Below are 22,383 nucleotides of genomic sequence, written 5' to 3'. Positions count from 1 at the left end.
GAGGTGACGGCATTCACCTGGATGAGCAATCTAATGGGACCATCGTCCCAGTAGTTGGCCGGTTAGCCCTTCCAGCGCGCCGCTCGCCCGATCGGAGCAACGGTCACTTACTCGCAGTAGGCCGTTAGGGGTTACGCTCCGGCACCATGTCCGCGCACATCGCCGTAGTCACCGACTCGACCTCGTGCCTGCCCGAGCAACTCGCCGCTCAGTGGCGAATCAGTGTCGTCCAGGTCCAGCTGCATGTCGGCGACCAGACGGACGACGAGCACCGCTTCGACCGGAGCGAGCTCATCCAGACGATGAAATCCGGCGCGGCCGTCACGACTTCGCCGCCGGATCCGGGCGCGTTCTTCTGGAGCTACCAGGACGCGGCCTCCGCCGGCGCGTCCGCCATCGTGAGCCTGCACATCTCCGGACGGCTTTCGCAGACCGTCGAGGCCGCCCGCGAAGCCGCCCAGCAGGTCCGCATTCCGGTGCACATCCTCGACAGCGGGACGGCGAGCATGAGTCTCGGCTACGCAGCCGTGTCCGCCGCCCGGGTCGCCGGGGCCGGCGGGCAGCTCGAACGGGTATTGGACGCCGCGGAACGACGAGTGCGCAACTCGACCGAACTGATCTATGTCGACACGCTCGAGTACCTGCGGCGGTCAGGACGGATCGGTGCCGCCCAGTCGATGCTCGGAAGTGCGTTCGCGATCAAGCCGCTGCTCACCGTCCGCAATGGAGAAGTGAGTCCGCTCGCCCGCGTTCCCGGCACTAAACGAGCGATGAACCGGCTCGTCGACCTGGCGGTGAAGGCCGCGGGCAACCAGCCGGTGGACCTCGCGGTGACCCGGTTCGGCTCTGACGAGAACGAGATCGTCCGGCGGCTGCGGGAACGCGTGCCGGGCGCGGGCGAGATCGTGGTGGGCGACGCAAGCACCGTGATCGGCGCTCACGTCGGCCCGGGTGCGCTCAGCATCACGGTGTCGCCGTCGAACTGATCTCGATTCGCCGCCCCGGGACCACAAGCACCACGAGCGGCAGCAGGACCGTCACCGCGAGCCCGCCAATGATGAGCACCTGGTCGAGCTGCGGATAGTGCCCGACGTGACCCGCGTGGTAGACGAGGTGCGGGACGGCGAACAGCAACGCCGCGATCGCCACCAGCCTCGCGACAGCTGTGGTGCCCATCACGGCAGCGCCCACCAGCATCGCGCCGAGCGCCAGGCTGAGGCCGCCGAAATCGATGATGAAGTGCTCGTTGTAGGGCCCGTCCATGGAGACCCAGCCATGCCGGAAACCGGGAAAGTCCTGGTAAAACCCCATCGGGTCGAGCAGCGGCCACAGCCCCTGCACCAGGGTGTAGAGACCGAGCAGGATCAGGAGGATGCGCGTGATCGTCCGTTGCATACCGCTGGAACGAGACGGCTGCGCGAAACGTGACAGGCGCTAGGGTCGCGCAGGTGACCAACGCAGCCACCCGGGCCGAGGCACTGCACCTCACCGGCGAACGGACCGTCCCCGGCATCCCCGAGGAAAATTACTGGTTCCGCCGCCATGAAGCCGCGTACCTCGCCCTCCTCCCCCACTGCACCGACGCGACGGTGCTCGAAGCCGGCTGCGGCGAGGGCTACGGCGCCGGGCTCATCGCCCAGCATGCCCGGCGAGTGCTCGCACTGGACTACGACGTACCGACCACCGAGCACGTTGCACGCCGGTACCCAAGTGTCGACGTCGCGCGCGCGAACCTGGCGTACCTCCCGTTGCAGGACGGCGCGGTCGACGTGGTGGCGAACTTCCAGGTGATCGAGCACCTCTGGGACCAGGACGGTTTCCTCGCCGAATGCTTCCGGGTCCTGCGCCCGGGCGGAAAACTGCTGGTCACGACCCCGAACCGACTAACTTTCACGCCGGACAGCGACACCCCGCTCAACCCGTTCCACACGCGCGAACTGGCACCGTCCGAAATGGACGACTTGCTGCGCGCAGCCGGGTTCACCGTGGCGGCGCTGAACGGGCTGCACCATGCGGAATCCCTGCGCACCATGGAAACCCGTTACGGCGGCTCGATCATCGACGCCCAACTAGACGTCGTCATGGGTTCGCTCCCCGGGCAGGCCGCCTGGCCCGCCGACCTCCTCGCGGACGTCGCAGCGATCCGGGCCGACGATTTCGCCGTCCACAGTGACGACCTGGACGCGAGCCTCGACCTGGTGGCCGTGGCGGTGCGCCCGTGAGCGCCCGGAATCCCGCCCACGAAGGCACGTTCTGCCTCGTCCTGCACAGCCACCTGCCATGGCTGCCGCACCATGGCAGCTGGCCGGTCGGCGAGGAGTGGCTGTACCAGGCGTGGACACATTCGTACCTGCCGGTCGTCGACCTGCTGCGCCGATTCGCCGCTGAGGGGCGACGCGACGTCCTGACACTCGGCATGACGCCGGTTCTCGCCGCACAGCTCGACGATCCGTACGCCATCCGCGCCTGCCACGACTGGATCGGCCATTGGCAGCTGCGCACGCAGCACGCATCGACGCTCTGGCACGGCGATCCATTGCTGCGCGACCTGGCCGCCGCCGAGCACCAGGCCGCGATGCACGCCACCGAAGAGCTGGAAACGCGCTGGCGGCACGGTTTCTCGCCCGTCCTTCGGTCGCTTGTGGACAGTGACACGATCGAACTGCTCGGCGGGCCGCTGGCGCATCCGTTCCAGCCGCTCCTGGATCAGCGAGTGCGACGGTTCGCTCTCCAGGCCGGGCTCGAGGACACTGCGCTGCGCATCGGCCGCGCACAAGAAGGTATTTGGGCACCTGAATGTGGTTACGCACCGGGGATGGAACAAGATTATCACGATGCCGGTGTGCGACGCTTCCTTGTCGACGGCCCTTCACTCCATGGTGACACTTCGGCCGCGCATCCCGTCGGAGACTCCGACGTCGTCTGCTTCGGCCGCGATCTCGAAGTCACCTACCGGGTTTGGTCGCCGAAAGCCGGCTATCCAGGCCATGCCGCGTATCGGGATTTCCACACCTGGGCACATGAAGTCGGACTGAAGGCGTCGCGCGTCACCGGAAAAACCGTTGAGCCACAAGACAAAGCTCCATACGATCCTGCGCTCGCCGCAGACGTTCTAGGTTCGCACGTCAAGGATTTCGTCGAGACAGTCGTCGCGCGGTTGAGGTCTCTCCGCGAGCAACATGGCCGCGAGTCGCTAGTGGTTGCGGCATACGACACGGAACTCTTCGGACATTGGTGGCACGAAGGGCCCGCGTGGCTCGAAGGAATCCTGCGCGCACTGCCCGAAGCAGGCGTCCGGGTGACCACGTTGCGCGGCGCGCTCGAGGCTGGCCACCTAGGCGAACCGGTCCAGCTGCCCGCATCCTCATGGGGTTCCGGCAAGGACTGGCGTGTATGGGACGGCGAGCAGGTCGCGGACATGGTGCAGGACAACACCGCACTGCAGGCCCGCCTGCTCGACCTGGTCGATAAGCAGGATGGGACCACTCGCGACGCCGTTGCCGATCAGGCCGTCGCCGAGGCGATGATGGCACTGTCCAGCGACTGGGCGTTCATGGTCACCAAAGACTCCGCCGCCGACTACGCCCGCCGGCGCGCTCGTGTGCACACCGAGCGGTTCGACGCCTTGGCAGGGTTGCTGCGCAGCGGAGATCGCTCTCGCGCGCTCGCCCTGGCCGAGGAATACCGCCGGGCCGACGGCCCGTTCGGACATCTGGACGCGCGCACCCTGCGGCGTCCTCGCGCATGACGATCGAAAGGAACTCCATGGGAATCCGCGACCTGCCCCTCAAGACTCTGTCTGGCGAAGACGCCACTCTTGGCGGACCGCTGGCCGGCAAGACGCTGCTCGTGGTGAATGTGGCGTCGAAGTGCGGGTTGACGCCGCAGTACACCGGCCTGGAACGCCTGCAAGAACGCTACGGCGACAAGGGCTTCTCGGTCGTCGGGTTCCCCTGCAACCAGTTCGCCGGTCAGGAGCCAGGCACGGCGGAGGAGATCCAGACGTTCTGCTCCACCACGTACGGTGTGTCTTTCCCGCTGTTCGAAAAGGTCGACGTCAACGGCGAAGACCGGCACCCGCTCTACGCGAGCATCACGGAAACTCCCGACGCGGACGGCGAAGCCGGTGACGTGCAGTGGAACTTCGAGAAGTTCCTGATCAGCCCGGACGGCAAGGTGCTCGGTCGCTTCCGGCCGCGCACGGAGCCCGAAGACGAGACGATCGTCGCGGCGATCGAAGCGGCGCTGCCTGCTTGAGCTCCGGTCCTGCTCTCCGGCCAGCGTTCATCGCGGCCGGAGGGCATTTGCCGTTTTTCGGCAACTGCTGGCAAACGCCGAGGCGGCTGGCTTCCCAAGGAGACAGCGCTAGCCGTTTGCTGCCGTTGCCGCTCAGTGGCGAAAGATCCGGCGTTCCTCACCTCTGCTTGTCCGCGGTGGTGTCGCCACTTATCGGCGACTGACGACCAGCGCCATAAGTCGCCACGAGTGGACGTCACCGCGCACCACAACGTCAGGCCGGTGCCACGACCGAGGATGCCGTCGCCGTTCAAAGGCTAATTCGGCAGTGACGTCGGCACAGCACGGTGGACGGTGACCCGCCATGTCCGAACTGGACGAAACCCTGGCAGCTTCGAAACACCGTTGGCCAGTTCGTCGCCAGTGAGCGGCGAATCGCAAGTCGGCCTGGTTCGTCCCCCAGGCCGCAGCCCAGTGCAGGGCTGCCTGTCTCGCGTTGCCGCTCAACGGCGAATTGCAGGTCAACGGCTGTCCGAAGCCTCGCCAGCCAGTTCGGCCGCGGTCTTCACGTCGGGATACGAACCACGCGCGATCACCGCTCGGTTGTGGTTCGCGGCGTCGGTGAAGTCGAGCTTTTCCACTCGGCGGTCGTAGGTGAGGAGGCCGTTCACTTCGTTCTCTACATCAGTGGTCTGAGTATAGATCGCGCCGGACAACCCCAGATCGGAAACCAACCGTTCGAGGCGTTCACTCACCTCCGCGTACCGGCGAGTGAGATGCGTGGAATCCGCCGTCATTTCGTAGGCGTTGGGCGGACCTGGCCAAATGTGGTCGTCGAGCACCAAGCCCAGGCCGCCGTATTCACCGTCCACCAGGGCGCGATGGTCCCCCTCGTGCGGCTCCCCTGGCCCGACGTAGGTGTGGTCGTCGTAGATGTCGCCAGCACCAGTGTCGGGGCGAGAGAAACAGCAGTTCACGCCGCTGTTGGCGATCACCAGCCGAGTCGGGTCGAGTTCCTTTACGAGCGCGGCAATCCGGGCAGTGTCGAATTCTCCCCAGCCTTCGTTGAACGGCACCCAGGCGACGATCGACGTGACGTTGCTCAGCTGCGCGACCATTTCCCGCAGTTCGGCCTCGAACCGTTGTTGTCCTTCGGGCAGCGGATCCGGCGCGTGCCCGGGCGGTCCGGCGAACGAGACGACCAGTGACGGCATGTCCTGCCAGACCGCCAAACCCAGCCGGTCCGCCCAGTAGTACCAGCGCGCGGGTTCGACCTTGACGTGCTTGCGGACCAGGTTGAACCCGAGTTCCGTCGTCTTCTCCAGATCGAACCGGAGCGCCTCGTCTGTCGGCGCGGTGTAACCGCCGTCCGGCCAGTAGCCCTGGTCGAGTGGTCCGTGCAGGAAGGTGATCCGGCCGTTCACAGCGATCCGTGGCTGTCCGTCGACATCCGGGACGATTTCTACCGTTCGCAGGCCGCAATAACTGGCGACTTCGTCCAATACATCACCGTGCGCATCGAGAAGACGGACGGTGATGTCGTAGAGAAACGGATCGTCAGGAGACCACGGACGCGGTTCCGGAAGGTTGGCTCGCGGCCGCGCGCCAGCGGTGCTCCGAACGCGTACTGCCTCGTCGCCGTTTGGCGGCGAAACGATCAGCTCCACTTGAGCGCCACCGGTGACCTGCGGGAACACTGAGACACCAGACAAGTCCGAGGTGATCTCAAGGGAGGAAATGCGCTCGTCCGGCACCGGCTCGACCCAGACGGTCTGCCAGATTCCCGACGTCGGGGTGTAGCAGATACCGCCAGGTTCGTTGCGCTGCTTGCCGATCGGGTACGGCTCGATATCCGTACGGTCCTCTGCGCGAACGGTAATTTCCTGCGGTCCCGATGCACGGAGCGCGTCTGTGATGTCCGCGGAGAACGACGTGTACCCGCCCTCATGGGTGACCACCGTCTGGTTGTTGACCCGAACCTCGGCTTTCTGGTCGACTGCACCGAAATGCAGCAACACCCGTCGCCCGCGCCAGCTTTGCGGAACCTCGAACAACCGTCGGTACCAGAGCACTTCGTCGCGTCGGCCGATTCCGGAGAGCGCCGATTCCGGCGCGAAGGGAACCAGGATGCGCTCGCTGTACCCGACCGGGCGCGGCTCCGCGGGCGAAGCGGGCCATCCTGCGTACTCCCAGACGCCGTTGAGGCTCAGCCATTCCGGTCGGCGGAGCTGGGGACGCGGGTACTCGGGAAGCACCGCGGCCGGGTCGACTCGATCGGTCCACGGGGTGGTCAGTGGCGAATCCGCTCGCTGCCATTCGGGCTCTGTTGGAGTCATCACTGGTTATGGTGGCAGAGAATCGCGTTCCGCGGCATGGCTTGGGCGCCGCCCGGCAACCGACGACCCAGGTCCTGCTCGACGGTCATGTCGGCTGTCGGTGGTCGCTGGCTGGCAACTGGTCCTTGATGGCCGTTCCGCAGGCGAGACGGTGGAGATGCCGTCGACAACCTCCTCGCCACTGAGTGGCTAATCGCTGGTCAGCAGCTCGCCAGCACGCTGCGCCCGCGAGCGCAGTAGGTGTGCCGCGGCGCGTGAGGGTTACTCGTCGCGGCGGGTGGCTGTAGCTGGAACCTGTGTTTCGGCCTAGTGCTCCCTGCGGACCGCGGCGCGGTGCTGAGCTGCGGGGATGCGGTGGTCGCGAGCCGTCGGAGCGGCTGTGCGGACCTGTTGCCGCTTTTTGGCGAAACGCTCTGACCAGCTGGTTCTTGCCTGCTCAGGCACTTTTTCGCCAGCAGAAGGCGAGGCTTTCCGCCGGTCGTTCGGACGGCCGCCCCGGGGTAAGCGACTGGCGAGTAACCTCGGGCCATGCGCGTGCTGATGTTGTCCTGGGAGTACCCGCCGGTGGTCATCGGCGGCCTGGCCCGGCACGTTCACGCGCTGGCAAGGCACCTCGCGCAGCAGGGCCACGACGTCGTCGTCCTCTGCCGGCACACCGCGGGCACCGACGCCTCGACTCATCCGCGCAGCGATCGGGTCATCGAGGGGGTCCGGGTCGTCCGCGTGGCCGAGGATCCGATGCACCTGACTTTCGAGCGGGATCTCGTCGCGTGGACGCTCGCCATGGGCCACGCCATGATCCGGGCAGCGCAGGATTTGCTCCGCACGTGGCAACCCGACGTCGTCCATGCCCACGACTGGCTGGTCACGCATCCGGCGATCGCGGTCGCCGAGGCTGCCCGGGTGCCGCTCGTCGGGACGATCCACGCGACCGAAGCGGGCCGGCATTCGGGGTGGCTGTCGCATCCGCTCAACCAGCAGGTGCATTCGGTCGAATGGTGGCTGGCCAACCGCGCCGACGCGGTGATCACCTGTTCGCAGGCCATGCGCAAGGAGGTCGCGCACCTCTTCGAGATCGACCCTGCTGACGTCGCGGTGATCCACAACGGCATCGAGGGGCGCAGCTGGCGCGTATCGTCCAGCGAGGTCGCGCGGATGCGGGAGCAGCACAGCCCGGACGGGGCTCCGTTCCTGCTGTTCTTCGGTCGGCTTGAGTGGGAAAAGGGCGTGCAAGACCTGCTGGCCGCGCTGCCGCGGATCCGCCGGCGGTTCCCAGGGACTCGGGTGGTCGTCGCCGGTAAAGGGCGACATCACGACGAACTCGTCGCGCAGGCTCGAAAGCTGCGGATTCGCCGGGCAGTGGACTTCGTCGGTCATCTTTCCGACCGTGACCTGCGCGCTCTCCTCGCCGCGGCCGACGCGGTCGTGCTGCCGAGCCGGTATGAGCCGTTCGGGATCGTCGCGCTGGAGGCTGCTGCCGCGAAAGCGCCGTTGGTGGCGTCGACCGCGGGCGGGCTCGGCGAGGTTGTCATCGACGGGGAGACCGGCTTGGCCTTCGCGCCAGGTGACGTCGCGGGTCTTGCCTCATCCGTGACGACTGTCTTGAGCGACGTTCCAGCCGCGACCCGGCGCGCGCGTGCGGCGCAGGCCCGGCTGGGCGCGGACTTCGACTGGGGGCGGATCGCTGAGGCGACCGTCGAGGTTTATCGGCGGGCTCGGGTCGGCGAACCGGTAGAGTTGGGACGGCCGAAGATCGCTACTGGCAACGCGTTCGAGGTGTAAGTTCAGCGCTGGTCGAAGGTGGTCGGCGAGATTCGCCGTTCAGTGGCGAATACCTGGTCAGAGCGCTTTCAGCGGGGGTCGACGGCGGCGATTAGGTCGCGGTAGTCGGGGTCCGCTGCCACGCGGTCGAAAGCGTTCGCCAAGGCTGCTTCGTAGACCGGGACAGCCTTGCGCAACGTGGCTCGTCCGGCGTCGGTGATTCCGGTGTAGACGCCTCGGCGGTCGTATTCGCAGAGACGTCGTTCGGTCAGACCGGTCCGCTCGAGCCGGCCCACCAGGCGGGTCGCGGAGCTCTGGTTGAGTGATGTCGCGTCCGCGAGCTCCTGCATGCGGAGTTCACCGTCGGGGCGATCGGCCAGCGACATCAGGGCGACGAATTCCGAGAAGCCCAGGTGGAGCTGCCGTTGCAAGGCTTGCTCGACCTCATGGTCGATGCGGCTGCGAAGGGCCATCATGCGGGGCCACATCGCGCCGAGGGTGGTGAGTTTCGCCCCGGCCTGCTTGCGGCCAGGGGAAGGTGTGGTGGTCACGCGAACGACCTCTCCGGAAAGCCTTGTCCAGCGTCGAGAAGTGACGCCGAGGCCTCTTGTATAGCACATGTGCGTGCATGCAATTGTGCGTTCGTCAAGTCTCTCGTGTCCGGAGATCGCGGTGGTCTGCATGGCGCTGGGAGGTGGGAGAATTCGGGTTTTCTAGCTGCGCGAGCACTCTCGGCCGCTCGGTGGTACCGGTCAGGCCAGCGTCTGCAGGAACTGTTGCAGCAACGGGTTGACCTGCTCTGGATGAGTCAGGGTTGGGGTGTGGGCCGCGCCGCGGATTACGTGCACCTCTCCGGCGTTCGGGAGGCGTTCGCTCAGCAGGTCCATGCGGTCGTGCGGAAGGGAAACGTCTTGCTCGCCCCACATCAGCAACGTCGGGCAGGTGATTTCGTTCAGGCGGCCCGAGACGTCGTCTCGTTCCAGCAGACACTGCGCGGCCGGGCCTAGCGGCAGTGCGGAGGTGGCTCGCCATCGTGCGCGCAACTCGTCACGCAGGTCGGATTCTCCGAGCAGCTGTGTCGACAACGGTATGATGAGGTCATCGATTGGTCCGTATTCGCGCAATGCGGCGAACATGCCGCCGTAGGCTGCTTTGTCGGCTGGGTCGCACGGTGTTGCTTCGGTGTCCCAGAGCACCAGGCCTGCGACCCGTTCGGGTGCCAGCAAAGCGATTCGTAGCGCGGTGAATCCGCCTTGGGACAGTCCGCCTGCGACGGCGCGTTCGATGCCCAGGTGGTCGAGCAGGCCGAGCGCGTCTCGGGCTTGGTCCCAATAGGTGTATGAGGTGCCGGGGTCGTTATCCGGGGTTTGCCCGTGGCCGCGGGCGTCCCAGGTGATCAGGCGCCACGTGGGCGCGAGCACCGCTGCTTGCGGCGAGAACGTTGAGTGGTCCAGGAAGTAGCCGTGTCCCAGGAGCAAGACCGGTCCGTCTCCCCCGGTGTCGGCGAAGAAGATCGGGCGGTCGTTGACGGTCGCCATCGGCATTGGCTGGCCTCCAGGTTCGTCGCAAGCAATGGTGCAGCGTAGTGACGAAAACGTGCTCACGGCGCCCGCCGCCAGAGCTAAGCAGATTCGCCGCCACTTGGCGGATTTGGCGGGACGTCGGGCTGGATACGGTCAGTCGTCGGCCTTCGCCGAATCGGTTGATCCGCCGGCGAGTTTGAGGCAGATGACGCCGGTGATGATCACTGCCAGGAACAGGATGCGCAGCGGTCCCAGACTTTCGCCGAAGATGATCGCGCCGAAGATCGCGGCACCGCTCGCGCCGATACCCGTCCAGACCGCGTAACCGACGCCGACATCGATGGTGCGCAAGGCCAGGCTGAGCGTGAAAATCGTTGCGGCGGCCGTAATCACCGTGGCGATCGACCACGGCAGGTTGGTGAAGCCTCGGCTGCCGTCCGTGCTGACGGCGAACGCGATTTCGCAGACTCCGGCGAAGAGAAGGATGCCCCATGCTCGGCGATTAGTCTGCGTACTCTCCGGTGTGATGGCTGGTGCTGCTTCGGGCTGAACGGACACGGCGGAAATCCTTTCGGGAGCGGGAAGAGGAGCGTCAGGCACCGGTCAACTGGAGACCGATGATGCCGCAGATCACCAGGCCGAAGCCGATGAGCTTGCGCCAGTTGAGCTTCTCTTTGAAGATCAGCGCGCCCAGCAGCACGATGCCCACCGAGCCGAGACCGGTCCAGATCGCATAGCCGACGCCGACGTCGAGGGTCAGCAGGGCCCGGCTGAGGAAGAAGATGCCGCCGGCTGCCATGACCAGCGTGAACACCGACGGCCACAGCTTGGTGAACCCGTCCGTGGCGTTGGCTCCGAGCGCGAAGGCGATCTCGAAGAGCACAGCGATGCCGAGGTAAAGCCAATGCATGGTTTCTCCGGATGCGAGTCAGATCGGAAGCTGCCCGGCACCCTCGCCGGCGACGCTCCCCCAGGTAGTTACATGTGCAATATATGTATGTCGAATCAAATAGGCAAGGGGTGTTCGGCAGGTGAGCGGCGCGGCTTCGGGTGCCTGCCGCGGAAGGGAGCCGTCGTGGCCAGGAGGGCGATCGAAGGCTTGAAATGGGCGTCTACCAGGCATTCGCCATTGAGCGGCAACGGTGGTTCGGCCGCGGAGACGTCGGAGTCGGGTAGTTGGTCGCAGCTCGTTCGCGTTACCAGCCGGACCGGGCGAGGAGCCAGGATCTCAGCGGGGTAGGCCGTTCGGGGAGCGCGATGGCTGAGCGCAGCCAAGGGGCTGGAGACCGGCTGAAGAGAGCGGGCGAGATCCATCCGGCGCGGGCGTGTCAGGGACTCGGCGACATCGGGCGTCGGGGCTGGAGCGCGGGTCCGAACTGGGTACGTGGTCGAACTGGCAGCGGTGATCGGCTTGATCCGCGACGAGAGGCGAGATCAAGCGCGACCTGGGGCGTACGCGGGGTTCGCCACTGAGCGGCCACGACACCGCCGACCCGAACAGCACCCGGGGTTCGGGCAGCGTGCGTGCGGAAGTGAGCGAGAAGCCAAGCCACGGCCAAGCCCGAAGCATCGAAAACCCGCGAAGCCGAAAACCCGCGCCCCTCGCCGCTCAACAGCGAAGGAGCGCGGGTCCGGAAAGACCCGGGTCCGGTGGCGGGGAGCCTCCGCCACCGGACCCGTCCCCTGCACCATCCCAAAATGTGGTGCTGGGTAACCGGTCGCCGGTGGTCAGGTCACTGGCGACCGGAGCCTGTCACCGCTCGGTCAGGTAGCGGGCGTAGGCGACAGTCGTGAGGAAGCTCGGCAGCTTCTCGCCGAGGGCGGTCTCGGTGAAGATCGCGCGGGCGTCGTCGAGGCGGGCCGACGAGCCGAGGTCCGTGCGGACCTTCGTCAGTTCGTCGTCCAGGAATTCGACGGCCAGCTCGTGGGTCAGCGCCGTGCCGTCCTCGAGCTTCGTGCCGTTGCGGATCCACTGCCACACCTGGCACCGCGCGATCTCCGCCGTCGCGGCGTCCTCCATGAGGTCGTGGATCGCCGCGGCGCCGGTGCCTCGCAGCCAGGAGTCGATGTAGCGGAGGGCGACATTGATGTTCGCCCGCACGCCCGCTTCGGTGACCTCGCCGCCGGCGCTCGCGACGTCGAGCAGGTCCGAAGCGTCGACAGTCACGTCTTCACGCAGCTTGCCGAGCTGGTTCGGCCAGCCGCCGAGCACCTGGTCGAACACCTCGCGGCACACCGGGACCAGGCCGGGGTGCGCGACCCAGGAGCCGTCGAAGCCGTCGCCGGCCTCGCGTTCCTTGTCCTGGCGGACCTTCTCGAGCGCGTTCTCGTTGGTGACCGGGTCCTTGCTCGGGATGAACGCGGCCATCCCGCCGATCGCGTGGGCCCCGCGGCGGTGGCAGGTGCTGACGAGCAGTTCGGTGTAGGCGCGCATGAAGGGGACCGTCATCGTCACCTGGGCACGGTCCGGCAGCACGAAGTCGGCGCCGTGCGCGGAGAAGTTCTTGATGACGCTGAAGATGTAGTCCCACCGTCCGGCGTTCAGGCCGGCCGCGTGCTCGCGGAGTTCGTAGAGGATCTCGTCCATCTCGAAGGCCGCGGTGATCGTCTCGATCAGCACGGTCACGCGGATGGTGCCGCGCGGGATGCCGAGTTCCTTCTGCGCCAGCAGGAACACGTCGTTCCACAGGCGCGCTTCCTGGTGGCTTTCCAGCTTCGGCAGGTAGAAGTACGGGCCGCTGCCGCGCGCCAAAAGCTGCCGGGCGTTGTGGAAGAAGTACAGGCCGAAGTCCACGAGGCTCGCCGAAACCGGGCGGCCGTCGATGCGGATGTGCTTCTCGACCAGGTGCCAGCCGCGGGGGCGGGCGACGATCGTCGCCGGGTCGTCGCCGATCGTGTAGCGCTTGCCGGCCTCGGTGGTGAAGTCGATGTTGCGGCGGATGGCGTCGAACAGGTTGAGCTGGCCGTCGACGACGTTGTGCCAGGTCGGCGACGTCGCGTCCTCGAAGTCCGCCAGCCACACCTTCGCGCCGGAGTTGAGCGCGTTGACCGTCATCTTCCGGTCGGTCGGGCCGGTGATCTCGACGCGGCGGTCCTCCAGACCGGGCGCGACGGGGGCGATGTGCCAGCTCTCGTCCGACCGGATCGCCCGCGTTTCGGGCAGGAAGTCCAGCTGCTCCTCCCCCGACTGCAGCCGCTCGCGACGGCGGCGGCGCTCGTCGAGGAGTTCGCGGCGGCGTCCGGCGAAGGTGTTGTCGAGTTTGGCTACGAAGTCCAGTGCTGCCGGGGTGAGGATCTCGGCGAAGCGGCCATCGGCGGGCCCGGTGACCTCGATGCGGGTGTTCAACGTGTCAGCCATCTCGTACCTCCGCGAAGGGGGAAAGGGAAGGGGCGGGCCGGCGACCGGAATCGCCGGCCCGCGGGGTGCGTCAGTGGAACTGGTCTTCTTCGGTCGAACCCTTGAGCGCGGTGGTCGAGCTCTCCGGGTTCAGCGCGGTGGACACCAGGTCGAACCAGCCGGTGCCGACCTCGCGCTGGTGCTTCGTCGCGGTGTAGCCGCGCTCCTCCGAAGCGAACTCGCGCTCCTGCAGGTCGACGTAGGCGCTCATGCCGTTGCGGGCGTAGCCGTGCGCCAGGTCGAACATCGAGTAGTTCAGCGCGTGGAAACCGGCCAGCGTGATGAACTGGAACTTGTAGCCCATGGCGCCGAGCTCGCGCTGGAACCGCGCGATGGTGTCGTCGTCGAGGTGCTTCTTCCAGTTGAACGACGGCGAGCAGTTGTAGGCCAGCATCTGGTCCGGGTACTGCGCCTTGATCGCCTCGGCGTACTTGCGGGCGACCTCGAGGTCCGGCGTGGAGGTCTCCATCCACAGCAGGTCGGCGTACTGCGCGTAGGCCAGGCCGCGGTCGATGCACGGCTCGATGCCGTTGTTGACCTCGTAGAAGCCCTCGGAGGTGCGGCCGCCGGTGAGGTACTTGCGGTCGCGCTCGTCGACGTCGCTGGTCAGCAGGGTCGCGGCCTGGGCGTCGGTGCGGGCGACGACCAGGGACGGCACGTTCAGCACGTCGGCGGCGAGACGGGCGGCGTTCAGGGTGCGCTCGTGCTGCTTGGTCGGGATGAGGACCTTGCCGCCGAGGTGGCCGCACTTCTTCTCGGACGCGAGCTGGTCTTCCCAGTGCACGCCCGCGGCACCGGCCGCGATCATGCCCTTCATCAGCTCGAACGCGTTCAGCGGACCGCCGAAGCCGGCTTCCGCGTCGGCGACGATCGGGGCGAACCAGTCGATGTCGCCGTTGCCCTCGGCCCAGTTGATCTGGTCGGCGCGGCCCAGCGCGTTGTTGATGCGGCGGACGACGGCCGGGACCGAGTTGGCCGGGTAGAGGCTCTGGTCCGGGTAGGTCTGGCCGGCGAGGTTGGCGTCGGCGGCGACCTGCCAGCCGGACAGGTAGATGGCCTTCAGGCCGGCGCGCACCTGCTGCACGGCCTGGTTGCCGGTGAGCGCGCCCAGCGCGTGGACGTAGTCCTCGCTGTGCAGCAGCTCCCACAGCTTCTCGGCGCCGCGGCGGGCCAGGGTGTGCTCTTCGACGACAGAACCGCGAAGCTTCACCACGTCGGCGGCGGAGTAGGTCCGCTGGACACCCGCCCAGCGGGGGTCGGTCTTCCACTGCTCGGCCAGCTCGGCCGCCGCCTGCTCGAGCTGATTGGCCTGCTCGGTCATCGGACTCTCCCGTGTTGCGAAGTTTGCGATTGCTCGCCTTGCCTGGTCACGACCCTGACACGAGCGGGAAAACTCGGTCTACTGCTCCAATTTGCCAATTTCTGTGAAGATTGCCTAGCATGTTGCAAAGGTTGCGAATCTGCTGTTCGCAACCACACCGAAAATTCGCGGGCTTGATCGTTCACGTAATCGTTCAGGCCCGGAAACCTTCCGGCCGGACGGAGCACTCATGGACAAAACTTTCGCCGGGGCGCGGCTGCGGCATCTGCGCGAAAGCCGGTCGATGAGCCAGGCGGATCTCGCCCGTGTGCTCGAGATCTCACCCAGTTACCTCAATCAGATCGAGCACAACTCGCGCCCGCTGACCGTGCCGGTGCTACTGCGGATCACGCAGGCATTCGGCGTCGACACGGAGTTTTTCGCCAACAACGACACCTCGCGGCTCGTCGCCGATGTGAAGGAAGCGCTGCTCGACGAGGCTGTCGGCGTCGAAGCGACCACGAGCGAACTGAACGACCTGGCCAGCAACTTGCCGTCCATCGCCCAGGCGCTGGTGAAACTGCATCGCAGCTACCGGAACGCGGTCGAGAGCACGGCCGCGCTGACCACGGAAAACGGCCTCGGCCTGCACGGGAGCGCCGCCGCGCCGCTGCCGCACGAGGAGGTCCGCGACTTCTTCTACGAGCGGGAGAACTACGTCGCCGAACTGGACGAGCGGGCCGAGCGGATGGCCGCGCAGATCCCGCTGCGGCGCGGGTCGGTGCTGGGGTCGCTCAAGGAACGGCTGTGGCAGCGCTACGGCGTCGACGTGACGAACGAGGGCATCAACGAATCCGCAGGTGAACAGCATCGGTACGAGCCGGCGACGCGGGTGTTGCGGCTGGCCCCGAGCCTCCGGGTCGGACAGCAGGCGTTCCGGATGGCGTCCCAGATCGCGTTGCTGGAATACGACGATCTGATCACCGAACTCGCCGATTCGTGGGCGTTTTCCGGCCCGGCCGCGCGGACGCTCGCGCGCGTCGGCCTGGCTAACTACTTCGCGGGCGCGCTGATCCTGCCGTACAGCCCGTTCCTGGCCGCGGCCGAGGAGTTCCGGTATGACATCGAGCGCCTTTGCGACCACTTCGGCGTCGGATTCGAGACGACGTGCCACCGGCTGTCGACTCTTCAGCGGCCAAAACAGCGCGGCGTGCCGTTCTCGTTCGTGCGCGTCGACCGGGCCGGGAACATGTCGAAACGCCAGTCAGCGGCGGGTTTCCACTTCTCGCGCGTCGGCGGCGCTTGCCCGTTGTGGAACATCTACGAGGCCTTCACCTCGCCGGGCAAGATCCTCACGCAGATCGCGGCGCTGCCGGACGGCAAGCGGTACTTCTGGGTCGCGCGGACGGTGTCGCGCAATATCGGCGGGTACGGCAGCCCGGGCAAGACGTTCACCGTCGGCCTCGGCTGCGAGCTGCGACACGCCGGCCGGTTGATCTACTCGACCGGCCTTGACCTGGACGAACCCGCCGCCGCGACGCCGATCGGCATGGGATGCAAGGTGTGCGACCGGCCGGCTTGTTCGCAACGCGCGTTTCCGGCGATCGGCAAACCGCTCACGGTGGACGAAAACACCAGCACCTTCGTCCCGTACCCGGCGGTGCCGAAGACATGAACGCGGCCAGTGACCTGAGTGCCCCGGACGTGTTCACCGGGTGCGAAGTACATTCACCCGAGTGCACGACATCGACACGGTGAACGCAGAACTGGTCGAACAGGCCGCCGAACGGCTCGCGGGCGTGGTCACACGTACGCCCCTGGAGCCCAACGCGCGTCTCTCGTCCCGCGTAGACGCGCGCGTCTGGCTTAAGCGCGAAGACCAGCAGACGGTCCGCTCGTACAAGATCCGCGGCGCGTACAACTTCATCGTGCAGCTCGACGCTTCGACGCGGGAGCGCGGTGTCGTCTGCGCGAGCGCGGGCAACCACGCACAAGGCGTCGCGTACGCGTGTCGCCGCTTAGGGGCGAACGGTCGCGTGTACGTGCCGGGCACGACGCCGCGGCAAAAGCGTGAACGCATCGCGGCTCTCGGTGGCGCGCACATCGAGGTCATCGTCGTTGGCGAGACGTACGAAGACGCCTTCGCCGCGGCTAAGGATGACGCCCACCGCACTGGAGCGACGCTCGTGCCGGCGTTCGACGACGTACGCACTGTCGCCGGTCAGGGCACTGTCGCGCTTGAAGTGGTTTCGCAGCTCGGCTTTGTGCCGGATGTCCTGGTGGTGCCTGTGGGCGGCGGAGGGTTGCTGGCTGGGATCGCGACGTGGGTTCGCGAGCGGCATCCGGACATCCGGGTCGTCGGCGTCGAACCGGCAGGTGCGATGTGCATGGCGGCGGCTCTTGAAGCGGGCGAACCGGTGCGGATCGACGCGGTGGACCCGTTCGTGGACGGTGCCGCGGTCCGCGAGGCCGGCCAGGTGACGTTCCCGTTGATCCGTGACAGCGGCGCGGAGCTGACGTCCGTCGCCGAGGGCGCGGTGTGCACGGAAATGCTGTCGATGTACCAGTCGGACGGCATCATCGCCGAACCCGCGGGCGCGCTCGCGGCCGCTTCGCTCGGGACCAGCGTGCAGGTCGAGCAGGGGCAGACGGTGGTGTGCATTGTGTCCGGCGGCAACAACGACGTCAGCCGGTACAGCGAAGTCCTCGAACGCTCGCTGATGCACGAGGGGCTGAAGCACTACTTCCTCGTCAGCTTCCCGCAGGAACCCGGCGCGCTCCGGCGGTTCCTTGACGAAATCCTCGGGCCGGAGGACGACATCACGCGGTTCGAGTACGTGAAGCGCAACAACCGGGAGATCGGTCCGGCACTGATCGGCGTCGAGATCCCGCGGCGCGCGGACCTGCCCGGGCTGCTGGCGCGGCTGGAGAAGAGCCCGCTGCAGGTCGAGCGGGTGGAACCGGGGAGTCCGTTGTTCCATTTCCTGCTCTGAGGCACCGGTGTCCACCCGACGCCCTGCGAAGCCGTGACCAGGCGATGGGTGGCCCGGCGAGAGCACGAGCCAAGAGGACGATCTGAGTGGACGCGCCAGTCGAGATCGTGGACTACGACCCACGATGGCCTCAGGTCTTCGCCAGCCTCCGCGACCGCATCACCGCGGCGGTGGGCGGACTCGCGCAGCGCGTCGAGCATGTCGGCAGCACCGCGGTCCCCGGGCTGGCCGCTAAACCGATCATCGACCTGGCCGTCGTGATCGCCACTCGCAACGATCTGCCCGCTGTTGTCGCCAGTTTTCTGACGATCGGCTATCGGCACAGAGGCGATCTCGGCATTCCCGGTCGAGAAGCCTTCACTCGGCCTCCGGACAGTCCACCGCACCACCTCTACGTCTGCGCAGCCGACAACGAGAATCTCGCTCGGGTACTCGCGTTCCGGGACTTTCTGCGCACCCACCCGAGCACGGCGCAGGCCTACGCGACGCTGAAGCGCTCACTCGCCCATCGCTTCCTCACCGATCGCGCTGCTTACACCTCAGCAAAGACAGCCTTTATCGACGATGTAGTGGCGAAGGCGCTGTCGGAGCCGTCGGGCAGGGACGGCTAGTCACGGGCATCCAGGTAGGCCGCTCCCCTGCCGTCGACCGGCTAATCGGGCCGCACGGGCTCACGTTTCCGCAGGTCAGCGCGATTCGCCAAAAAACGGCAACACCGGTCAGTCGAGTTCGGCGCTGCCCTCGCGGTAGATCTTCGCCGACTTGATGCGGTCTCCGGACAGTCGATAGAACCCGGCGATGGCGAAAACCTGGTCTTCGCCGTTGTGGGTGAGCCGTTCGGTCAGTTGGGCGGCAATCTGATCACCGTCCGCGAGAACGTTCTCGACCTTCAGCGTCGGAAGAAGTTGTTCCATGGCACCGCTGAACAACTCGGTGAGTTCCTCGCGTCCGCGCACGACGCTGCTGCCGGTGATCCAGACCGCGTCCTCGGTGAAGCCGTCGAGGAGGCCTTGCAAGTCACGGTTGTTGAAGGCTGCGACGTGTCGGCTGAGGGCTTCGCTCATAAGGCGAGGCTATCGACGCTGTCAGGTTGTTTTCGCCGCCGAAATCGACGTGCGACTGCGCTGGTGTCAGCTGTCGCCGAGCGTTTTCTGCAGTGCCTTGTTCGCCTTGCGCGCCATGTCCGCGACGGCCTCACGCCGGGCCGCATCCGCGGCGTAGTCGTCCTCGCGGTTGCGAACCACCCGGGCCGGTGAACCGACCGCGATCGAGTAGTCCGGAATGTCACCGCGCACCACGGCGTGCGCACCGAGCACGCTGCCGCGGCCGACGCGCGTGCCCTTGAGGACGCTGACCTTCGTGCCGAGCCAGGTGTCCGGGCCGATCCGGACCGGCGACTTGACGATGCCCTGGTCCTTGATCGGCACGTGGATGTCCGCCGTCACGTGGTCGAAGTCGCAGATGTACACCCAGTCGGCGACGAGCGTGGCGGCGCCGAGCTCGATGTCGAGATAGCAGTTGATCACGTTCTGCCGTCCGAACACCGACTTGTCGCCGATGCGAAGGGACCCCTCGTGACAGCGGATGGCGTTGCCGTCGCCGATGTGCACCCAGCGGCCGATCTCCATCCGGCCGTATCCGGGACGGCAGTGGATCTCGACGTTCTTGCCGAGGAACAGCATGCCGCGCAGGATGATGTGCGGGTTCGCGATGCGGAATTTGAGCAGCCGGTAATAGCGCACGAGGTACCACGGCGTGTACGCGCGATTGCGCAGGATCCAGCGCAGCGAGTCGGCCGTCAGGAACTTCGCCTGGTGCGGGTCCCGCCGGGCCCGCCGCCAGGCGCGCACGCGCGACAACGCGGGCGCACCCCACATCGACGTCATGCCCTTGACCGTAACCTGTGGACGACGGCCGGCCACACGCAAGGGGAGCAGGATGGGGACCAAGCTGATCATCGACACCGACCCCGGCGTCGATGATGCTTTCGCGATCGCACTGGCCGCGAGGTCGGCGGACGTCGACCTGCTGGGCGTGACGACTGTCTTCGGCAACGTACCGCTGGCCACGACCACCGCGAACGCGCGCCGGCTGCTGCAGATGTGCGACCGCCCGGACGTCCCGGTCGCCGCGGGTGCCTCGCGGCCGCTCCTGTACCGCGAACTGCACCGGTCGAGCACCGTCCACGGCTCCGACGGACTTTCCGGGCACGCCGCTTCGCTGCCCGACGCCACCCGTCCGCTCGAGGATTCCGACGCGGTCAGCCTGATGGTCTCGCTGCTCGAAGCCTCGGACGAACCGGTGACCATCGCGCCGATCGGCCCGCTCACGAACATCGCCGCCCTGCTCGCGGCCCACCCCGGGGTGCGTTCGAAGATCGCGCGCATCGTCCTGATGGGCGGCGCGATCGCGCTCGGCAACTCGACCGCGGTCTCCGAATTCAACATCTGGGCCGACCCAGACGCGGCACGACGCGTGATCGCCGAGGACGACGTTCCGTGCGTGATGGTTCCCCTCGATCTCACCCACCGGTGCGCGGTCGACAGCACGTGGCTGGCGAAACTCGCCGCGTCCGGACCGGTCGGGCAGGCGCTGAACTCGTTCACCCCGGACTACCTGGCGCACTACCGCCAGGTGCTCGGCTACGAAGGCATCGTCATGCACGACGCGGTGGCCGTCGCCGAGGCGATCCGCCCGGGCATCCTGCACACGGAGACCTACCCGGTCGACATCGACGCCGGCCTCGGCCCGACCCGCGGCATGACGATCGTCGACCGGCGGGCGGTCCCGAACAGGCCCACCGGGCGGCCGATCGAGGTGGCGGTGGATACGGAACTGGACGTGCTGCGCGAGTTCGTGCTGTCGAGACTCGCCGGGGGCCGGTGATGGACGGGGCCGGGAGATCGCCGCTGGATGGCGAATCGCAGGCCACGCCTGGTGCGGTTGCCGGTGGGGAGCCTGGGGGCGCGGGTTCGTTGCCGGTTAGCGGCGAATCGGCTGGCTCCGGTCCTTCGTTCGCCGGTGGGGCGTCGCCGGTTACTGGCGAATCGGGCGGCTCCGGTCCTTCGTCGGTGGGTGAATCTTCGCCAGCGAGTGGCGAAAATCCTGGGTCGACTAGCGTGTCGCCGCTGAGTGGCGAAACAGTCGACGCGGGTGGTTCGTCCGCCAGTGAGGCATCGCCGGTGAACGGCGAACAAGTCGGCTCCGGTCCTTCGTCAGTCCGCGAGTCGTCGCCAGCGGGTGGCGAGAATGCTGGCTCGAGCAGTGTGTCGCCGCTGAGTGGCGAAACAGTCTGCACGGGTGGTTCGTCCGCCGGTGAGGCATCGCCGGTGAATGACGAATCGGGTGGCTCCGGTCCTTCGTCGGTCAGTGACTCGTCGCCAGCGAGTGGCGAAAATCCTGGGTCGACCAGCGAGTCGCCGCTGAGTGGCGAAACCTCCGGGCTGGCTGGCGAGTCGTCGAGGGAAGGCGACTCGCCTGAGCTGACCAGTGCGTCGCCGTTAAATGGCGACGGGGGCCAAGCCTCGGAGGGCGAAGGAGGCGCACGTTCGGCGAGGCAGGGTTTTCTCGCGCGGAATCGGCGGGCCGTGGTGACGTTGGCGGCGGTTGTGGTGGTCGTCGCGGCGTTGGTTGTCGCGGTGCGGGTTTTGCCGGGCGGCGGTGCCGGTGATGCGAATTCCGGGAACGTCGCGGCGACGTCGTCATTGGTTCCGAGTACCTCGAAGACGGCTCCGGTCGCGACTGCGCCGACGTCGGTGGTGCCGTCCCAGCCTGGGGTGCCGCGGGCCGGGGAGTTCGGGGCGTGGGCGTCGCGGACCAGTCAGTGGCTCGATATCCCGTTGCGGGCGATGAACGGGTACGCGCAGGCGACCGTCACGCTCAGCAAGGAGCAGCCTGACTGTCACCTGTCCTGGATCACCCTCGCCGCGATCGGGAAGATCACCAGCGATCATGGGCGGGCGCAGGGTAATCGGGTCGGGGAAAACGGGACTCTCGCGAAACCGCTTGGCACGGTGGAGGTTCTCGACTTCTATCACCGGCCTGTTTCGACGCCGGGGGCCGCAGGGCCGTTGCAGCTCTCTCCTGCGGTGTGGAGCAAGTGGCAGCGCAGTGCGTCCGGCGGCAAGCCTGACATTCAGAACATCGATGATTCGGCGCTCACGGCTGGGCGCGCGCTCTGTGCGAATGGTCGCGATCTGGCGACGGATTGGTGGAACGGGGTCGCCACGTTGGAGCCGGCACCGGTCGTCTTGCATCGGACGCTTGCGACGACCAACGTCTACGGCACGGTCGGCCAGAGCGATCAGCCGCCTAATCCCGCGGTGCTCACTGCGGTCGACTTCGCGATTGACCAGATTGGTCTGCCGTACGTCTGGGGCGGCAATGGCACTCGAGACGCCGATCCGGGCTTCGACTGTTCCGGTCTGACGACCGCTGCTTACGCGAGCGCTGACGTCAAGCTGATGCGGACGGCGGATACGCAATTCCGCAGCGTTCCCCATGTGAGCGAACCCCAGTTGGGCGATTTGATCTTCTACGGTGCGCCCGCTGCGAAGATCCATCACGTCGGGCTGTACATCGGGAATCAGCAGATGATCGACGCGCCGCAGACTGGGCAGGCGGTGCAAGTCCATCCGTATCGGAAGCCCGGCGACGACTACGCGGGAGCGGGGCGGCCGACGGCCTGACTTGCACGGTGATCTCTCGAGAATGCCGTTCCGCGGATTGGTGCGACCTGCGATGGCAACCACGGGTCCGCGGCTCAATCTGTCGTGTGCACGGCTAAAACCTAGCGAACGTGAGACACGCGCTTGTGGCAACAAACGTGCTTTCGCTG

20 protein-coding genes are annotated in these 22,383 nt (G+C 66.9%); 10 read left to right on the top strand and 10 right to left on the bottom strand.

Features of this window, described 5'->3' with window-relative positions; genetic code table 11:
* Window positions 1-146: 146 nt before the first annotated feature.
* On the top strand, window positions 147-986 hold the full coding sequence (locus EIZ44_RS04620; RefSeq protein WP_037811818.1) for a DegV family protein: 840 nt from the start codon (window positions 147-149) through the stop codon (window positions 984-986).
* On the opposite strand, the gene EIZ44_RS04615 is transcribed toward EIZ44_RS04620, so the two are convergent.
* Window positions 964-1,395: a hypothetical protein gene (locus tag EIZ44_RS04615; protein ID WP_037811819.1), complete on the bottom strand. Its 432-nt coding sequence runs from the start codon at window positions 1,393-1,395 to the stop codon at window positions 964-966. The genes EIZ44_RS04620 and EIZ44_RS04615 overlap by 23 nt on opposite strands.
* Window positions 1,396-1,448: 53 nt before the next feature.
* Between EIZ44_RS04615 and EIZ44_RS04610 the strand changes: the two genes are divergently transcribed.
* Genes EIZ44_RS04610 through EIZ44_RS04600 form a run of 3 tightly spaced genes read left to right on the top strand, consistent with a single transcriptional unit; the run spans window position 1,449 to window position 4,257 of the window.
* The gene (locus tag EIZ44_RS04610; RefSeq protein WP_037811820.1) at window positions 1,449-2,222 is read left to right on the top strand and encodes a class I SAM-dependent methyltransferase; all 774 of its coding nucleotides are present in this window, start codon (window positions 1,449-1,451) and stop codon (window positions 2,220-2,222) included.
* The gene (locus EIZ44_RS04605) at window positions 2,219-3,748 is read left to right on the top strand and encodes a 1,4-alpha-glucan branching protein domain-containing protein (RefSeq protein ID WP_037811821.1); all 1,530 of its coding nucleotides are present in this window, start codon (window positions 2,219-2,221) and stop codon (window positions 3,746-3,748) included. Before EIZ44_RS04610 ends, EIZ44_RS04605 begins: the two co-directional genes overlap by 4 nt.
* Window positions 3,749-3,765: 17 nt before the next feature.
* Window positions 3,766-4,257 carry a glutathione peroxidase gene (locus EIZ44_RS04600; protein ID WP_037811822.1) on the top strand — a complete coding sequence of 164 codons (492 nt, stop codon included), beginning with the start codon at window positions 3,766-3,768 and terminating at the stop codon, window positions 4,255-4,257.
* Between the two features lie 500 nt (window positions 4,258-4,757).
* Here EIZ44_RS04600 and EIZ44_RS04595 read toward each other — a convergent pair whose 3' ends face one another.
* Window positions 4,758-6,572, bottom strand: coding sequence for a glycoside hydrolase family 2 protein (locus EIZ44_RS04595; RefSeq protein ID WP_134727821.1), 1,815 nt, complete (start codon window positions 6,570-6,572; stop codon window positions 4,758-4,760).
* Between the two features lie 528 nt (window positions 6,573-7,100).
* Here EIZ44_RS04595 and EIZ44_RS04590 point away from each other — a divergent pair.
* Window positions 7,101-8,354, top strand: a complete 1,254-nt coding sequence (locus tag EIZ44_RS04590) for a glycosyltransferase family 4 protein (protein WP_037811824.1) — start codon at window positions 7,101-7,103, stop codon at window positions 8,352-8,354.
* 68 nt (window positions 8,355-8,422) lie between these two features.
* Here EIZ44_RS04590 and EIZ44_RS04585 read toward each other — a convergent pair whose 3' ends face one another.
* The 6 genes from EIZ44_RS04585 to aceA all read right to left on the bottom strand — a co-directional run bounded on the left by EIZ44_RS04585 (window position 8,423) and on the right by aceA (window position 14,574).
* Entirely contained in the window at window positions 8,423-8,884 is a 462-nt protein-coding gene (locus EIZ44_RS04585; RefSeq protein ID WP_134665620.1) for a MarR family winged helix-turn-helix transcriptional regulator, read from the bottom strand.
* 201 nt (window positions 8,885-9,085) lie between these two features.
* Window positions 9,086-9,877: an alpha/beta fold hydrolase gene (locus tag EIZ44_RS04580; protein ID WP_134665622.1), complete on the bottom strand. Its 792-nt coding sequence runs from the start codon at window positions 9,875-9,877 to the stop codon at window positions 9,086-9,088.
* 132 nt (window positions 9,878-10,009) lie between these two features.
* Window positions 10,010-10,414 (bottom strand): DMT family transporter, encoded by a 405-nt coding sequence (locus EIZ44_RS04575; protein ID WP_051728875.1) that lies wholly within the window; start codon window positions 10,412-10,414, stop codon window positions 10,010-10,012.
* A gap of 34 nt (window positions 10,415-10,448) precedes the next feature.
* Window positions 10,449-10,766 carry a DMT family transporter gene (locus tag EIZ44_RS04570; protein ID WP_037811827.1) on the bottom strand — a complete coding sequence of 106 codons (318 nt, stop codon included), beginning with the start codon at window positions 10,764-10,766 and terminating at the stop codon, window positions 10,449-10,451.
* Window positions 10,767-11,609: 843 nt separating this feature from the next.
* Complete coding sequence (aceB, locus tag EIZ44_RS04565) at window positions 11,610-13,214, bottom strand: malate synthase A (RefSeq protein ID WP_134727820.1); 1,605 nt, start codon at window positions 13,212-13,214, stop codon at window positions 11,610-11,612.
* Between the two features lie 70 nt (window positions 13,215-13,284).
* Window positions 13,285-14,574: an isocitrate lyase gene (gene aceA, locus EIZ44_RS04560; RefSeq protein ID WP_037811829.1), complete on the bottom strand. Its 1,290-nt coding sequence runs from the start codon at window positions 14,572-14,574 to the stop codon at window positions 13,285-13,287.
* Between the two features lie 229 nt (window positions 14,575-14,803).
* On the opposite strand from aceA, the gene EIZ44_RS04555 reads away from it, so the two are divergent.
* From EIZ44_RS04555 to EIZ44_RS04545, 3 genes are all read left to right on the top strand, one after another.
* Entirely contained in the window at window positions 14,804-16,228 is a 1,425-nt protein-coding gene (locus EIZ44_RS04555; protein ID WP_037811830.1) for a short-chain fatty acyl-CoA regulator family protein, read from the top strand.
* 61 nt (window positions 16,229-16,289) lie between these two features.
* Window positions 16,290-17,546 carry a threonine ammonia-lyase IlvA gene (gene ilvA / locus EIZ44_RS04550; protein ID WP_043839134.1) on the top strand — a complete coding sequence of 419 codons (1,257 nt, stop codon included), beginning with the start codon at window positions 16,290-16,292 and terminating at the stop codon, window positions 17,544-17,546.
* 86 nt (window positions 17,547-17,632) lie between these two features.
* Entirely contained in the window at window positions 17,633-18,157 is a 525-nt protein-coding gene (locus EIZ44_RS04545; protein WP_134727819.1) for a GrpB family protein, read from the top strand.
* Between the two features lie 108 nt (window positions 18,158-18,265).
* On the opposite strand, the gene EIZ44_RS04540 is transcribed toward EIZ44_RS04545, so the two are convergent.
* The gene (locus tag EIZ44_RS04540) at window positions 18,266-18,610 is read right to left on the bottom strand and encodes a nuclear transport factor 2 family protein (RefSeq protein ID WP_134727818.1); all 345 of its coding nucleotides are present in this window, start codon (window positions 18,608-18,610) and stop codon (window positions 18,266-18,268) included.
* Between the two features lie 66 nt (window positions 18,611-18,676).
* Window positions 18,677-19,432, bottom strand: a complete 756-nt coding sequence (locus tag EIZ44_RS04535; protein WP_037712791.1) for an acyltransferase — start codon at window positions 19,430-19,432, stop codon at window positions 18,677-18,679.
* A gap of 52 nt (window positions 19,433-19,484) precedes the next feature.
* On the opposite strand from EIZ44_RS04535, the gene EIZ44_RS04530 reads away from it, so the two are divergent.
* Together EIZ44_RS04530 and EIZ44_RS04525 are read left to right on the top strand one after the other, a co-directional pair.
* A complete protein-coding gene (locus EIZ44_RS04530; protein ID WP_134727817.1) occupies window positions 19,485-20,432 on the top strand; it encodes a nucleoside hydrolase in 948 nt (315 codons plus the stop codon).
* Window positions 20,433-21,133: 701 nt separating this feature from the next.
* Window positions 21,134-22,234 (top strand): C40 family peptidase, encoded by a 1,101-nt coding sequence (locus EIZ44_RS04525; RefSeq protein WP_134727816.1) that lies wholly within the window; start codon window positions 21,134-21,136, stop codon window positions 22,232-22,234.
* Window positions 22,235-22,383: the final 149 nt, after the last annotated feature.

Source organism: Amycolatopsis nivea (assembly GCF_004522235.1).
Taxonomy (GTDB): domain Bacteria; phylum Actinomycetota; class Actinomycetes; order Mycobacteriales; family Pseudonocardiaceae; genus Amycolatopsis; species Amycolatopsis nivea.
The sequence above is the reverse complement of the archived record's forward strand: the minus strand, read 5'-3'. Positions and strand labels throughout refer to the sequence as shown.